16 protein-coding genes are annotated in these 13,238 nt (G+C 70.6%); 8 read left to right on the top strand and 8 right to left on the bottom strand.

All coding sequences use genetic code 11. The features are described 5' to 3' along the window. Positions 1-262: 262 nt before the first annotated feature. From ACIG5E_RS00080 to ACIG5E_RS00070, 3 genes are read right to left on the bottom strand one after another with little or no spacing between them, the layout of a single operon-like run. Positions 263-709: a heme-binding protein gene (locus ACIG5E_RS00080; protein WP_396530460.1), complete on the bottom strand. Its 447-nt coding sequence runs from the start codon at positions 707-709 to the stop codon at positions 263-265. Positions 710-754: 45 nt separating this feature from the next. Next, the gene (locus tag ACIG5E_RS00075; RefSeq protein WP_396530459.1) at positions 755-1,075 is read right to left on the bottom strand and encodes an NIPSNAP family protein; all 321 of its coding nucleotides are present in this window, start codon (positions 1,073-1,075) and stop codon (positions 755-757) included. Between the two features lie 30 nt (positions 1,076-1,105). Next, the gene (locus ACIG5E_RS00070; protein ID WP_396530458.1) at positions 1,106-2,074 is read right to left on the bottom strand and encodes an NADP-dependent oxidoreductase; all 969 of its coding nucleotides are present in this window, start codon (positions 2,072-2,074) and stop codon (positions 1,106-1,108) included. Between the two features lie 140 nt (positions 2,075-2,214). Between ACIG5E_RS00070 and ACIG5E_RS00065 the strand changes: the two genes are divergently transcribed. Further along, on the top strand, positions 2,215-2,592 hold the full coding sequence (locus tag ACIG5E_RS00065) for a winged helix-turn-helix transcriptional regulator (RefSeq protein ID WP_396530457.1): 378 nt from the start codon (positions 2,215-2,217) through the stop codon (positions 2,590-2,592). A 385-nt stretch (positions 2,593-2,977) separates the two neighbouring features. Here the strand turns inward: ACIG5E_RS00065 and ACIG5E_RS00060 are convergent, their stop codons facing one another. Next, the gene (locus tag ACIG5E_RS00060) at positions 2,978-3,406 is read right to left on the bottom strand and encodes an organic hydroperoxide resistance protein (RefSeq protein ID WP_396530455.1); all 429 of its coding nucleotides are present in this window, start codon (positions 3,404-3,406) and stop codon (positions 2,978-2,980) included. 11 nt (positions 3,407-3,417) lie between these two features. Next, the gene (locus tag ACIG5E_RS00055) at positions 3,418-4,392 is read right to left on the bottom strand and encodes a helix-turn-helix domain-containing protein (RefSeq protein WP_396530454.1); all 975 of its coding nucleotides are present in this window, start codon (positions 4,390-4,392) and stop codon (positions 3,418-3,420) included. On the opposite strand from ACIG5E_RS00055, the gene ACIG5E_RS00050 reads away from it, so the two are divergent. After that, positions 4,391-4,546: a hypothetical protein gene (locus ACIG5E_RS00050; RefSeq protein ID WP_396530453.1), complete on the top strand. Its 156-nt coding sequence runs from the start codon at positions 4,391-4,393 to the stop codon at positions 4,544-4,546. The two genes, ACIG5E_RS00055 and ACIG5E_RS00050, sit on opposite strands and share 2 nt — an antisense overlap. 157 nt (positions 4,547-4,703) lie before the next feature. Here the strand turns inward: ACIG5E_RS00050 and ACIG5E_RS00045 are convergent, their stop codons facing one another. Then, on the bottom strand, positions 4,704-5,702 hold the full coding sequence (locus ACIG5E_RS00045) for a helix-turn-helix domain-containing protein (RefSeq protein ID WP_396530452.1): 999 nt from the start codon (positions 5,700-5,702) through the stop codon (positions 4,704-4,706). Between the two features lie 171 nt (positions 5,703-5,873). On the opposite strand from ACIG5E_RS00045, the gene ACIG5E_RS00040 reads away from it, so the two are divergent. From ACIG5E_RS00040 to ACIG5E_RS00015, 6 genes are all read left to right on the top strand, one after another. Further along, on the top strand, positions 5,874-6,230 hold the full coding sequence (locus tag ACIG5E_RS00040) for a hypothetical protein (RefSeq protein ID WP_396530450.1): 357 nt from the start codon (positions 5,874-5,876) through the stop codon (positions 6,228-6,230). Between the two features lie 143 nt (positions 6,231-6,373). Continuing rightward, positions 6,374-6,523 (top strand): hypothetical protein, encoded by a 150-nt coding sequence (locus ACIG5E_RS00035; protein WP_396530449.1) that lies wholly within the window; start codon positions 6,374-6,376, stop codon positions 6,521-6,523. A gap of 161 nt (positions 6,524-6,684) precedes the next feature. Beyond that, positions 6,685-7,611: a hypothetical protein gene (locus ACIG5E_RS00030; protein ID WP_396530448.1), complete on the top strand. Its 927-nt coding sequence runs from the start codon at positions 6,685-6,687 to the stop codon at positions 7,609-7,611. A gap of 68 nt (positions 7,612-7,679) precedes the next feature. Next, complete coding sequence (locus ACIG5E_RS00025; protein ID WP_396530447.1) at positions 7,680-9,032, top strand: FG-GAP repeat domain-containing protein; 1,353 nt, start codon at positions 7,680-7,682, stop codon at positions 9,030-9,032. A 91-nt stretch (positions 9,033-9,123) separates the two neighbouring features. Continuing rightward, positions 9,124-10,314 carry a transglycosylase family protein gene (locus ACIG5E_RS00020; protein WP_396530446.1) on the top strand — a complete coding sequence of 397 codons (1,191 nt, stop codon included), beginning with the start codon at positions 9,124-9,126 and terminating at the stop codon, positions 10,312-10,314. A gap of 25 nt (positions 10,315-10,339) precedes the next feature. Then, a complete protein-coding gene (locus ACIG5E_RS00015; protein WP_396530445.1) occupies positions 10,340-11,929 on the top strand; it encodes a GDSL-type esterase/lipase family protein in 1,590 nt (529 codons plus the stop codon). Positions 11,930-12,020: 91 nt separating this feature from the next. On the opposite strand, the gene ACIG5E_RS00010 is transcribed toward ACIG5E_RS00015, so the two are convergent. Further along, positions 12,021-12,542 (bottom strand): hypothetical protein, encoded by a 522-nt coding sequence (locus ACIG5E_RS00010; protein WP_396530443.1) that lies wholly within the window; start codon positions 12,540-12,542, stop codon positions 12,021-12,023. Positions 12,543-12,553: 11 nt separating this feature from the next. After that, positions 12,554-12,892, bottom strand: a complete 339-nt coding sequence (locus tag ACIG5E_RS00005; RefSeq protein ID WP_396530441.1) for a hypothetical protein — start codon at positions 12,890-12,892, stop codon at positions 12,554-12,556. Positions 12,893-13,238 lie beyond the last annotated feature (346 nt).

Genomic DNA, 13,238 nt, shown 5'->3' with positions numbered 1-13,238 from the left:
ACGGTGCCGTCCTCCACCCGGAAGACGAAGCGCCACTGCCCAACTGCCCTGTGCCTGACGGCCTGTGAGGTCACCGACCGGACCGTCCTGGGCGCACGGTGATCTCCCGGTGCCATCGGTGACGCCATGAACCTGTCGCCCGAGGATCACCGCGAGGCGATGCGGATCCTGCGGGTCCTCACCGCCCAGGCGGCCACCTCCGGCTGACCGTCACGGTCAGCGGGAGGCGGCCATCTCCCCGACGAGGGTGCCCGATGGGCAGTCAGCCCTCGGGCAGCTCGAACCCGAGGGCGGTCAGGGCTTCCTCGGCGGCCTGCTGGTCCTGCTCGTAGCTGCCGCCGGAGATCCCGAGTCCACCGACGCACCTGCCGTCGTCGGTGATCGGGTAGCCGCCGCCGACCGCCATCAGGCGCGGGTGGCCGGCCAGCGGCGCGACGCGCGGATTGGCCAGGTAGTCGTTCCACACGTGGGTCGGGGTGTGGAAGGAGGCCGCGGTCCAGGCCTTGTCGAGCGCGACCTCGGCGGTGAGGAAGGGCGCGCCGTCGGCGCGGTCGAAGGCCAGCAGGTGCCCGCCCTGGTCGGTGACGGCGACGGCCGCCGCGAAGCCGATCCGGGCGGCGGCCGCGTGCACTGCCGCGATGAGCGCGCCGGCGGCTGCCTGGGTGATCGAGCCGGTCGGGCCCGACTTCTGAAGCACGTCAGTGGTCATGAACACTCTCCTGTGTCGCTGTGCTGTAGCGCTGCGATCGCCCGGTCACCGCAGCGGTGAGGCGGGGGTGGGGGTGACACGGGTGACGACGGACTTCTCGGGGATCAGCAGGCCGTACACCACCGGCCCGATTTCGCTCTTCCAGCGGTCGTGCTGGTAGACCGCCGCGTACAGGGCCTCGCTCTGGACCTCGTCCTCGAACCGGCGGATCCACACATAGCCGTCCTCGTCCTCGGCGTCGACGAAGGAGGCGGTCACGTCCATGCCCAGCGAGGCCTGGAACGGGATGACCACGTCCTCCATGTACCGCACCCACTCCTCGCGACGCCCGGGCTGCGCCTGGTAGCGGCGGATCTCGTAGTACATGCTGCTACTCCAACTCGGTTGCAGAGATGCTCAGTTGACGACGGTCAGGACGAGCTTGCCGCGGGTGCGGCCGGCCTCGCCGCGGGCGTGGGCCGCGCCGGCCCGCTCCAGCGGGAAGGTCTCCTCCACCTCGACGGCGACCTCGCCCGCGTCGATCAGCCCGGCGATCGCCGTCAGCGCCGCGCCGTCCGGCTCGACCAGGAACGGAGTGACCCGCACCCCGGCCGCCTCCGCCGCCTGCGCCAGCTCCGGGGACACGCCGGCCGGGATCGCGACCAGCAGGCCGCCCGGGCGCAGCACCTTCAGTGAGCGGGTGCTGGTGCTGTCGTGGGCGTCGCCGACCAGGTCGATGACGACGTCGACGTCCTTGACGGTGTCTTCGAAGCGGGTGGTGGTGTAGTCGATGCTTTCGTCGGCGCCGAGTTCCCGCAGCCAGGGGTGGCGGGCGGCGCTGGCGGTGGCGATCACGTGGGCGCCCAGGTGGCGGGCGAACTGGACCGCGAAGTGGCCCACCCCGCCGGCGGCGGCGGTGATCAGGACGCGCTGCCCCGGCTGGACCTGGGCGGTGTCGACGACGGCCTGCCAGGCGGTCAGCGCCGCCAGCGGCACGGCGGCGGCGTGTACGTGGTCGAGGGTGGCGGGCTTGCGGGCCCACTGGCGGGCCGGCGCGGTCACGAACTCGGCATACGCGTTGGCGACGCGGGGGAACCACGGCATGCCGTAGACCTCGTCGCCGGCCTTCAGCGTGGTCACGCCGAAGCCGACCTCCTCCACCACACCGGACACGTCCCAGCCGAGGGTGAACGGCGGCTCACCCAGCAGACCGGCCATGCCGGTGCCGCCGCGGGTCTTCCAGTCCACCGGGTTGATCCCGGCCGCGTGCACCCGCACCAGCACCTCGGTCGGCAGCGGCACCGGCCGCGCCACCTGCTCGACCCGCAGCACCTCCGGGCCGCCGAACGCGTCCTGGACCACCGCGCGCATCATGTCTGCGGACATGCGTCATCTCCTGAAACAGCTTCCTGCGGAAGGCCGGTTGCCGGCCCTCCCTCGACGTCGGCGACGCTATCCCCGTGGGTATGGTTACCTTCAAGGTCTAGTACTTCCCATCGGGAAGTGACCTGGTGAGGAGCCCACGCATGACGACCACCTGCCCCAGCGGCCAGCACTCGCACCACGACGTCTACGCCGCCCAGTGCCCCTGCCGCACCCTGCTCGACCTGCTCGCCAACAAGTGGTCCGCGCTCGCCATCGGCGCCCTCGAAGACGGCCCCCAGCGCTTCGGCGAACTCCAGCGCAAGCTCCAGGGCGTCAGCCCCAAGGTGCTGACCCAGACCCTGCGCCGCCTGGAGGACTTCGGCATCCTCGACCGCACCGTCTACCCCGCCGTCCCCCTCCACGTCGAGTACTCCCTCACCCCGCTCGGCCAGAGCGCCGCGATCCCGCTCAACCAGCTCCGCTCGTGGGTCGAGGAGAACATCGACCACGCCTACCGGCTGGAGCGGGTAGCGCCCTGAGACTGTCAGCCATGAGGACGACGTGACCCTGCTCGCGCACGGTCACGGCCGCCGCGCGCGTCGCCAAGACCATCCGCCGCGTCCTCGATGCCTCCTGTGCCCGGGACGACGCTTTCCCGCCCGTCGTCATGCCCCTTCGGCGGTGAGTCGGCCGATGACCCGGATGACCTGCCGTCGGGTGGCCAGGCGGCGGCTGAGGAAAGCCATCACCCGGTTCATGCGTCCTGCGATGACGCTGGGAGGCGGGTTCCTGCGGTCCAGGGCGACCAGTGCCTCGCAGCGGTGCGAGGCCACCACTGAGGTGATTCCTTCCGCCCAGCACGTATCAACCCAGCGGGGCCCGGCGACCGCTGGTCGCCGGGCCCCGCTGGGTTGTGTGATCGGGTCAGACGGTGGCCCTCAGGGTGACCTCGATGTTGCCGCGGGTGGAGTTCGAGTAGGGGCAGACCTGGTGCGTGTCCTGTATGAGCTGGTCGGCCGTGGCCTGGTCGAGACCGGGCAGGTGCGCGGTGAGACCGACCGCCAGGGTGAAGCGCCCGTCGTCGATGGCCAGCAGGCTGACCTCGGCGGTGACCGTCGCCCCCGGCACGGGGGTCTTCCGACCGGCCGCGATCAGCCGGAGCCCGTTGTGGAAACAGGCCGCGTACCCGGCGGCGAACAGCTGCTCCGGGTTGGTCTTCTCGCCGCCGGGGCCGCCCATCTCCTTGGGAACCGTCAGGTCGGCTTCCAGTACGCCGTCGGGCGTGCGGACGTGGCCGTTGCGGCCGTCGCCCGTCGAGATCGCCTGGGTGGTGTAGAGCGTGTTCGTGGACACGTTCGTCTCTTTCATTCGGTGGGGATCGCAGCGCCGGTCGGCACCGCGGTGCTGCTTCGCGCGACGAAGTCGGCGGAGTTCAGGAGGGGCGCAAGGGGGTCAGGAGCGACAAATGGTTCCGCGCAGGAAGTTCGGGCCAGCAACTGCAGGGCGGCCCCCGCATCCGATCCCGGCGTGGCCGTGACCACGACGAGCCGGATGCCGGCCGAGCGCGGCACCGGCAGCGAGTGCTGGAGGACCTCCATGGCCCCGACCAGGGGATGGTGCATCCGGTACTCGGCCAGATCCCAGGACCGGACCCGGTGTTCGCCCCAAAGGGCGGCGAACTGCTGGCTGTTCATGGACAGTTCGCCGATCAGTGAGGCCAGACCGGGATCGTCCGGATCCTCGCCGATGGCCGTCCGCAACTTCCCGACGACGTCTCTGGCCTTCCTGGGCCAGTCCGCCCCGTAGAGCTCGCGGGTGTGCGCGTCGAGGAAGACGAGCTTGGCCGTGTTGGGGCGCGATGCCGGCCGGTTCGGACTGTCAGGGTCGAGGTGCCCCGCGAAGAGCGCATGCCCACTGCGGTTCCAGGCCAGGACGTCCGACCGCCGGCCGAGCATGATTGCCGGGGCGTCCCCGAAGACGTCCATCAGCTGGCGCATCGGCTCCGTGACCCGCTCGGCGGGCCGTCGGCGCCGAGGTGTCCGCTGCCGCCCGGCACCGGACAGGCTGTGCAGATGGCGTCGCTCGGCATCGTCCAGGGCCAGGGCGGTGGCCAGCGCGTCGAGCACCTGTGCCGACGCGTTCAACGAGGCTCCCCGTTCCAGCCTGGTGTAGTAGGCGACGCTGACACCGGCCAGCTGGGCGACCTCCTCCCGGCGCAGCCCCGGTACCCGGCGCGGGTCGCCGTAGTCGCGCAGTCCGACAGCGGCGGGGGTGAGTTGGGCGCGCCGGCTCGACAGGAACTCGCCGAGCGCCGAAGCGCCGTGGGATTGAGCGGTCATGCCGTTCAGTATCGAGCGGACCGAGTTGGTCGTGCCTGCCCCTGACAGGGTCAGGCACGGGTCAGCAGACGAAGGCGGGGACCTCTGGCCCGGCGACCGCAACCGCCTGCTGGAGGCCTTCCGCACCTACGCCACCAGCACCCTCGGCCGGTGAGGCCGCCCTCGGGGCAGCGTGAAGAGCGGACGCCGCTGGATCGCGCCACCACAGGCACCTGACACCACACCAGGAGCACTGATCCACCCTCATCGACGGGGCAGTGAGCTGTCTGAGAGGACATCACAACCCGAGCCGCCAGGGCCGGCGGGACCACTCACCCGCTATGGGGCAGCCACCCCTGCTGGACGGCTCGCACGCCCGCCTCGAACCGGCTGCGGGCGCCGAGGCGTTCCATCAGCTCGGTGGCGAGCCGCCGCGCGGTGCGGTGCGAGACCCCGAGCCGCTTGGCCACGGCCTCGTCCGTCAGTCCGTCCGCGAGCAGCCGGATGGCCGTCGCCTCGTGGGCGCTGAGCCCACCGGCGCTCTTCGGGGCCTCCTCGCCCAGCGGGCTGGCGCTGCCCCACACGCTTTCGAACAGGGCGCACAGGGCGGTCAGGGTGCCCTCGCCGGTGAGCACCACGGCGCCGACGCCGGTGTCGTCGGTGCGGACCGGGATCACGGCGCTGGTCCGGTCGGCGATGATCATGCGGGTGGGCAGCGTCGGCGTGGTGCGGACCTGACCGCCCTGCCGGGTGAGCCAGTTGACGTACTCCACGGTGGCAGGGGAGTTGCGGATGCTGTCCAGGTAAACCGTTCGCAACTGGACGCCACGCTCACGGAGTTGGAGGTTGAGCGGTTTGGCCGCCGCGATGTCCTCGGGGCTGTGTGCGCCCCCCGGGGCGAAGGTCATCACCTCGTGCCGCACCTGCCGGGTCAGCGAGGCCAGCCGGTCGCGGATCTGGTCCATACCGACCAGTCGCTCGACGCCGGTCTCGACGCCGTCCATGGGCCGCGACTCGGCGAACTCGGCGATGAGTTCGGCGGCGGCGGCACGAGAGGCCTCCACCCGCAGCTGCTGGGCGGCGAGCTCGGCCTGCTGGCGGGCTATCAGGATCTCCATGCCTACGTCAGGAGAGACGGCACGCAACTCACCCTGCCGCCCGTGCGCCGGTCGCAGCAGCGCCAGCTCACTGAGCGTGTCCAGCGCCTGCCGGACCGACTCGTCGCTGAGACTCAGCCGCTGCGTCAATGCCGCGGTCCCGTCCTGAGGATGGGCCAGCATCGCGCGATATACCGCCTCCGACGTGGCGTCCAGACCCAGCATCGACAGCATCCCCGACTCCCCGTGAGCATCAGGTAGATCACCCCGAACACCTGTACGTGATCATCCCACAGGCATCTTTTCGTGTGCCAGGGGCGATCCGTGGCCTGTTTGGGCCCAGGCCGGAACAGGCCGGCTTGACCATCTATGCCGTGGATGCCTGGGTTTGAGACGGTCGGACGCATGTATCTCATCCACGTCCGGCTCCGGCCGCCGGCCCCCGGCGGACGGCTCCCCGACAGCATCGGCACGCTGCTGCGTGCCTACGCCCTGCCCGCTGACGGCATCGAGCACATCTCCGTGCATGCCGAGGCGCAACCCCATCCGACGCTCGGCCTCTATCTGATGGCCGACTCCCTGTGCGCGGCCGAGGAGCGCGCGGCCCGGCTCGCCCGTCGTTGGGTGGCCGAGGTGCCCGCGCTGGCCGGCTGGCAACCGGTCAGTGCCGAGGTCCCGTTCATCGCCCCCTTCTACGAGCGGCTGCTGTCCGCTTCCGGCCTCGGTGGACTGAACGGGCCGGGGCCGGTTCGGTCCAGCTGATCTCCCTTCCACCGGCCCCGGATCGCGACGAAGCTAGTACTCGCCAGCAGGGAACACCGCCCGGCGGGCACAACCGGACGAAGCGTCACCGCGGGACGCGATACCGGATCGCTCGTCACCTCCCACCCAACCAGAACGGGGTCATGACCATGATTCGCATCGCCAAGGCCGCCGCGGTCGCCGCGCTCGCCCTCGCCGCCCTCCTGCTCCCCGTGGCTGCCAACGCCACCACCCCGCAGGGCACCGTCACCGCCGGCGCGATGACCCCGGGCGACATGATCTGGGGCCACTGACCCCGAGGCGGACGCCTCCCACTCCCGTCCGCGGCCCTACCCGACCGCTGCTCCTGCAGGGCAGCCGTCCCCCGGCCGCGCGGTCGGCGCCGAGCGCCGAGCTCCCTCATCGATCACCCGGACGACGGGTCGACCATGCCCGAAACAAGGGGAAGTTCACCGTGAAGCTCAAGAATCCGACGGTTCTCCGCACCGCCGCCGCCCTGTCCACCCTCACCGCCGGTGCACTGGTGACGGTGGTCCTGACCACCGGCGCACACTCCGCCCCGCTCGACCCGGTCGGCGCGCCGGCGGCCGGCTCACCCACCGTCACCGCATCGCCGACCGCCGCCGGTTCGCCGCCGGCCTCGGCATCGGCCGACGCGGCACCCGCACCCAGCGGCAGCCCGGCGGGTTCCGGCGCCGCATCGAACGCCGTGGCCGCACCGCCGACCCAACTGCCCGACAGCGCGTCGCCCAAGCCCGCGGCGACCGCTCCCAGCGGCAGCCCGGCGGGTTCCGGTACCGCGTCGAACACCAAGGCCGCACCGCCGGCCCCGCTGCCCGCCGCCCAACTGCCCGACAGCGCGGCGGCGCAGTGGAAGCCGATCGCCCCGCCGCACACCCAGCCCGTCCGCCACCAGATCCAGCTCAACGAGTGCGCCGACGTGAACGGTGCCGCGACCTGGCAGCAACAGGGCTACGTCAGCTCCTTCCACACCCCTGCCATCCAGGACACCTTCACCTTCGCCGACGCTGCCGCCGCCCAGGACTCCTACCACGCGGTGCTCACCGCGATGGACGGCTGCCAGGCCACGTCCGCGGCCCGGCAGACCGCTTCGAAGATCACCCCGGACGCGCAGGTGACCCGGACCGCGACCACCGCGGACGGCAGCGCCTACGCCCGCCAGTGGACCGGAGTGGCTCCGATCTCCGCCGCCGGCCGCCAGACCAACCACATCTACGTCGTCCAGCGCGGCAGCGTGCTGACGGTCCTCCAGTACGCGGTGCCGGCCACCACCACCGGTGCCACCCCCCAGACGCCCGATGACGACCAGAAGCAACTGGCGCTCATCGACGCACAGTTGACGACCGCTGCCGGCAACTGATCCAGCGCTCACCCCACCCCCCTCCGTACAGGCAGTACGCCAACTCACACCCGAGGAAGTGCTTCCCCATGTCCCGCTCCTCCCGCCGCTCCCTCCGCACCGCCGCCACCGTGGTCGCCGCAGCTGCCGCCGCCTCCCTGTTCACCGCGGCCCCACAGGCACAGGCCACCTCCAGCATGGGCGGCCAGATCACCCGCAGCGAGGTACTGGCCCGCGCCCAGTACTGGGTCGACAACCACGTCCCGTACAACCAGGGCGGCTACGCCCCGGACCCGCAGGGCGCCACCTACCGCGAGGACTGTTCCGGGTACGTGTCGATGGCCTGGCACCTGAACTCAAGCCTGGTCACCTCGACCCTGCCGAGCGTCTCCACGCAGGAGAACTTCTCCAACCTCAAGTCCGGCGACATCCTCGACTACACCGCCGAGCACACCTTCCTGTTCGCCAACTGGACCAACCAGTCCAACGGTGACTTCACCTACTACGCCGAGAGCAACCCCAACGACCCGACGCACGGCCCGACCTCGGCCAACATCAACAGCTCCAGCCTGGAGGGTTGGCCGACCAGCTACTACGGTGCCTACCGCTACAACAACATCGTCGACGACGCGTCGGCGACGACGCGTCCGGCGCGGGTGGCGGCGGGTGACTTCAACGGCGACGGCAAGCTGGACGTGGTCGGCGTCGACGCCAACAGCAACATGCAGTTCTACCCGGGCAACGGCGCTGGCTCGGTCAGCGGTCCCGGCACCCCGATGCTGGGAACCACCGGCCTGTGGGCCAACTTCAAGGCGATCGCCGCCGGCGACTTCCTCGGCACCGGCAAGACCGCCGTCGCGGGAATCGACGCCAACAACAACATGATGCTCTACACCGGCGACGGCGCCGGCCACCTCAGCGGCGGCACCAACATGATGCCCGGCACCAACGGCCTGTGGGCCAACTTCAAGGCCATCACCGCCGGCGACTTCACCGGCAACGGCCACATCGGCATCGCCGGCATCGACGCCAACAACAACATGATGTTCTACCCCGGCGACGGCGCCGGCCACCTCGGCACCGGCATCCCGATGCTCGGCACCACCGGCCTGTGGGCCAACTTCAAGGCCATCACCGCAGGCGACTTCACCGGCACCGGCCACCTCGGCATCGCCGGCATCGACGCCAACAACAACCTCAAGTTCTACCCCGGCGACGGCACCGGCCACGTCAGCAGCGCGGCCATCGCGATGCTCGGCACCAACGGCCTCTGGGCGAACTTCCACGCCGTCATGGCAGGCGACTTCACCGGCACCGGCAAGCTCGGCATCGCCGGCATCGACGCCAACAACAACCTCAAGTTCTACCCCGGCGACGGCGCCGGCCACGTCAGCGGCGGCACCCAGATGCTCCCCGGCAACGGCCTCTGGGCCGGCTTCTAGTCAACCTGCGGCCGCCAGAGTCGGGTTGACCCTGGCGGCCGCTCTTCTTTGCGTAACTCCCGTCACCAGCACTGAACTTCGGAGGATCTCCGTGCGCCGGCCCGCCACCCTCAAGCCTGCTCGTAAGACCGCAGCACTCGCCGCGCTGCTCTCCGGAACGCTGCTCTGCGCCGTCGCCCCCTCGGCCCACGCCGCCTCGGTCGCCACCTGGGAGAAGGTCGCCCAGTGCGAGAGCAGCGGCAACTGGAGCATCAACACCGGCAACGGCTACTACGGTGGCCTGCAGTTCTCCAGCTCGACCTGGGCCGCGTACGGCGGCACGGCCTACGCCCCCGAGGCGAACCAGGCGACCGAGCAGCAGCAGATCCTGATAGCCGAGAAGGTCCTGGCGTCCCAGGGCCAGAACGCCTGGCCAATCTGCGGCCCCCAGGCCAACCTCGCGGCTGACACCGCCAACCCTTACCCGTCGACCCCGCCGGCGACGACGCGTCCGGCGCGGGTGGCGGCGGGTGACTTCAACGGCGACGGCAAGCTGGACGTGGTCGGCGTCGACGCCAACAGCAACATGCAGTTCTACCCGGGCAACGGCGCTGGCTCGGTCAGCGGTCCCGGCACCCCGATGCTCGGCACCACCGGCCTGTGGGCCAACTTCAAGGCCATCGCCGCCGGCGACTTCACCGGCACCGGCCACACCGGCGTCGCCGGCATCGACGCCAACAACAACATGATGTTCTACACCGGCGACGGCGCCGGCCACCTCAGCGGCGGCATCAACATGATGCCCGGCACCAACGGCCTGTGGGCCAACTTCAAGGCCATCACCGCGGGCGACTTCACCGGCACCGGCCACCTCGGCATCGCCGGCATCGACGCCAACAACAACATGATGTTCTACCCCGGCGACGGCGCCGGCCACCTCGGCACCGGCATCCCGATGCTCGGCACCACCGGCCTGTGGGCCAACTTCAAGGCCATCACCGCAGGCGACTTCACCGGCACCGGCCACCTCGGCATCGCCGGGATCGACGCCAACAACAACCTCAAGTTCTACCCCGGCGACGGCGCCGGCCACGTCAGCGGCGGCACGGCGATGCTCGGCACCACCGGCCTGTGGGCGGGCTTCCACGCCGTCATGGCAGGCGACTTCACCGGCACCGGCCACCTCGGCATCGCCGGGATCGACGCCAACAACAACCTCAAGTTCTACCCCGGCGACGGCACCGGCCACGTCAGCGGCGGCACCCAGATGCTCCCCGGCAACGGCCTCTGGGCCGGCTTCTGATCCCCATCTCATTCTCCTCCTCTCCTTGGACCACATCATGAAGCGCCGCACCACTCTGACCACTCTCGCCATCGCCGGCCTGCTGGCCCTGCCGCTCGCTCCCACCGTCGCGTCCGCCGCGGTCGCCACCCCTGCAACCGTCTCGACGACCAGTACCCCGCCGCAGCTGAAGATCCTGCCCCTCGGCGACTCGATCACCGCCGGCTACCAGAGCTCGACCTGGAACGGCTACCGCGGCCCGCTGATGCAGCAGGTCAACCAGCAGACCCGGTACTCCGTGAACTTCGTCGGCACCCAGTTCAACGGCACCATGGCCGACAACGCGAACGAGGGCCACAGCGGCTACGAGATCCAGGGCATCCTCAACAACATCGACGGCTACCTGACGGCCAACCATCCCGACGCGGTGCTCCTGCACATCGGCATCAACGACCTCAACAACAACGACAACGACCACGCGGCCGCGGCCACGCGAGCCGAAGCCCTGATCGACCGGATCTTCACCGACCAGCCCGGCGTCACGGTCATCATGCAGGGCCTGATCCCGACCACCGCTGGCGTCCCGGCGAACCCGGCCCTGCAGAGCCTGATCACCGGCTACAACGACCAGCTGCGCGCCTGGGCCCCCAGCGAGGTGCAGGCGGGCAAGCACTTCACCTTCGTCGACGCCCCCGCCCTGACCTCCGCGCAGTTCGCCGACGGCCTGCACCCCAACGACGCGGGCTACAGCCAGCTGGCCCAGACCTTCTACACCCCGCTCGACCAGGCCTTCACCAACGGCTGGGTGGTCGGCGGCGCGCCCGTCCCGTACGAGACGCCGCGGCCGGCGCGGGTGGCGGCCGGTGACTTCAACGGTGACGGCAAGCTCGACGTGGTCGGCGTCGACGCGAACAGCAACATGCAGTTCTACCCCGGCAACGGCGCCGGCTCGGTCAGCGGACCCGGCACCCCGATGCTCGGCACCACCGGCCTGTGGGCCAACTTCAAAGCCATCGCCGCCGGCGACTTCACCGGCACCGGCCACACCGGCGTCGCCGGCATCGACGCCAACAACAACATGATGCTCTACACCGGCGACGGCGCCGGCCACCTCAGCGGCGGCACCAACATGATGCCCGGCACCAACGGCCTGTGGACCAACTTCAAGGCCATCACCGCCGGCGACTTCACCGGCAACGGCCACATCGGCATCGCCGGCATCGACGCCAACAACAACATGATGTTCTACCCCGGCGACGGCGCCGGCCACCTCGGCACCGGCATCCCGATGCTCGGCACCACCGGCCTGTGGGCCAACTTCAAGGCCATCACCGCAGGCGACTTCACCGGCACCGGCCACCTCGGCATCGCCGGCATCGACGCCAACAACAACCTCAAGTTCTACCCCGGCGACGGCGCCGGCCACGTCAGCGGCGGCACGGCGATGCTCGGCACCACCGGCCTGTGGGCGGGCTTCCACGCCGTCATGGCAGGCGACTTCACCGGCACCGGCCACCTCGGCATCGCCGGGATCGACGCCAACAACAACCTCAAGTTCTACCCCGGCGACGGCACCGGCCACGTCAGCGGCGGCACCCAGATGCTCCCCGGCAACGGCCTCTGGGCCGGCTTCTGATTCACCGTTCGGCCCCGCGCATCCAGCCCAATGATGCGCGGGGCCATCGGCACGGAACGGGCGGCCCGGCTGTGCGAGCCTGACCCCCATGTCACCCGGTAGCCGTGAGGACGTCCAGGAATCGCGCGTGGTCGACCGAGACCGAGATCCGCGTCCGGGTGCCGGCCGCCGGACGCGCACCCCAGGCGCCGCGCTCGCGGTACACCTCGACCTCGCGGAACGCGCAGACGGATTCGTCGAGCGCCACGGCCGCCGCGAGCGGGTCGTGGAAGGCCTTGCCGGCGCGGCGCTTGGCCAGGTAGACCCCCATGCCCTCCCGCACGAGCGCCATCCCGGGTGTGAGCCGCCGCGCCGACAGGGCCGCGTGCATCGCGCCGTCGTAGACGACGCCGTGGCAGACGTTCTTCGAGACGAGCACCCGCTCACCGACGTGGGGCGATTCCAGCAGCTTCAACGCGGCGTCCGGAGCGCCGTTGAAGTTGAACGTCGGGCAGGTCTCGCGTCCCTCGAACTTGGGGAGACGGTGTTCGGGCGGGACGACGGAGTCGCCGGCGAAACCGCCCTGTGCGACCCAGCGGGCGATGCGCACGTCCGGTTCCCGTTCCAGGAGCATGCCGGGATTCTTCAGCGGCCCCCCGTGAGCAGCGTCGCGTCCCCGCTGGCGAGGGCGTCCCGCAGCAGCTGCCAGGCCTCGGCGTCGGGTTCGCGAGCCGGAACGTTCCCAAGCCATCGGCGGTGGAAGCCCGACACCGGCTTCACGTCGGCACCGGGCCGGTACGCGCCGACCGGCGCGCTCACCCCGAGGCGACCGAGGAGGTGCTGGACGATGCCGACCTGCTCATCCGATCCGGGCATGACCGTCACGGCCACCAGGCGTGCCCACGGATGGGTCGCGAGGGCACACAGGGTGAAGACGTCGTCGGGGTCGCCGGTCTCCATGTCGAACACGATCGGGACTGCCATGCCCGCGACCGTACCGATCCGACGGAGCGTCACCAACGGAATATCGGCGAGACGAGCGCGTTCGGCCACCTCCTCTTCGGCGGCGACGTCTCGTCTTCATCCGCCTCACTCCGCCTGAAGACCGCCCCGCTCGGGCGTTCCAGAGGCGGGCAGACCAGTAAGGTCCACATCGCCGGCGAGCGCGGGGGGTACCGCCCGCTGGCCTTCGTGCTGACCGAGGCGGCAACGTTGGGGGCGGCACGCCGAGGTCCTAGTACTCCAGTGCGACTTCGTGATCTATCCGGTTGAGGGGTCGGCGAGCCGTCGTTGGTAGTGGCTGCGGCGAGCACTGGCTTGATGGCGTCTG

The organism is Kitasatospora sp. NPDC053057 (assembly GCF_044546945.1).
GTDB lineage: Bacteria > Actinomycetota > Actinomycetes > Streptomycetales > Streptomycetaceae > Kitasatospora.
Note: the sequence above shows the minus strand (reverse complement) of the source record. Positions and strands in the feature narration are given on the sequence as shown.

Excerpts from the sequence above, each read along its gene's own strand:
- ACIG5E_RS00045 (WP_396530452.1), bottom strand. The coding sequence starts at position 5,702 with ATGCTGTCGATGCTGGGTCTGGACGCCACGTCGGAGGCGGTATATCGC.
- ACIG5E_RS00050 (WP_396530453.1), top strand. The coding sequence starts at position 4,391 with ATGCCGTTCAGTATCGAGCGGACCGAGTTGGTCGTGCCTGCCCCTGAC.
- ACIG5E_RS00065 (WP_396530457.1), top strand. The coding sequence starts at position 2,215 with ATGACGACCACCTGCCCCAGCGGCCAGCACTCGCACCACGACGTCTAC.
- ACIG5E_RS00070 (WP_396530458.1), bottom strand. The coding sequence starts at position 2,074 with ATGTCCGCAGACATGATGCGCGCGGTGGTCCAGGACGCGTTCGGCGGC.
- ACIG5E_RS00035 (WP_396530449.1), top strand. The coding sequence starts at position 6,374 with ATGACCATGATTCGCATCGCCAAGGCCGCCGCGGTCGCCGCGCTCGCC.
- ACIG5E_RS00055 (WP_396530454.1), bottom strand. The coding sequence starts at position 4,392 with ATGACCGCTCAATCCCACGGCGCTTCGGCGCTCGGCGAGTTCCTGTCG.
- ACIG5E_RS00010 (WP_396530443.1), bottom strand. The coding sequence starts at position 12,542 with ATGCTCCTGGAACGGGAACCGGACGTGCGCATCGCCCGCTGGGTCGCA.
- ACIG5E_RS00005 (WP_396530441.1), bottom strand. The coding sequence starts at position 12,892 with ATGGCAGTCCCGATCGTGTTCGACATGGAGACCGGCGACCCCGACGAC.
- ACIG5E_RS00080 (WP_396530460.1), bottom strand. The coding sequence starts at position 709 with ATGACCACTGACGTGCTTCAGAAGTCGGGCCCGACCGGCTCGATCACC.
- ACIG5E_RS00025 (WP_396530447.1), top strand. The coding sequence starts at position 7,680 with ATGTCCCGCTCCTCCCGCCGCTCCCTCCGCACCGCCGCCACCGTGGTC.
- ACIG5E_RS00075 (WP_396530459.1), bottom strand. The coding sequence starts at position 1,075 with ATGTACTACGAGATCCGCCGCTACCAGGCGCAGCCCGGGCGTCGCGAG.
- ACIG5E_RS00040 (WP_396530450.1), top strand. The coding sequence starts at position 5,874 with ATGTATCTCATCCACGTCCGGCTCCGGCCGCCGGCCCCCGGCGGACGG.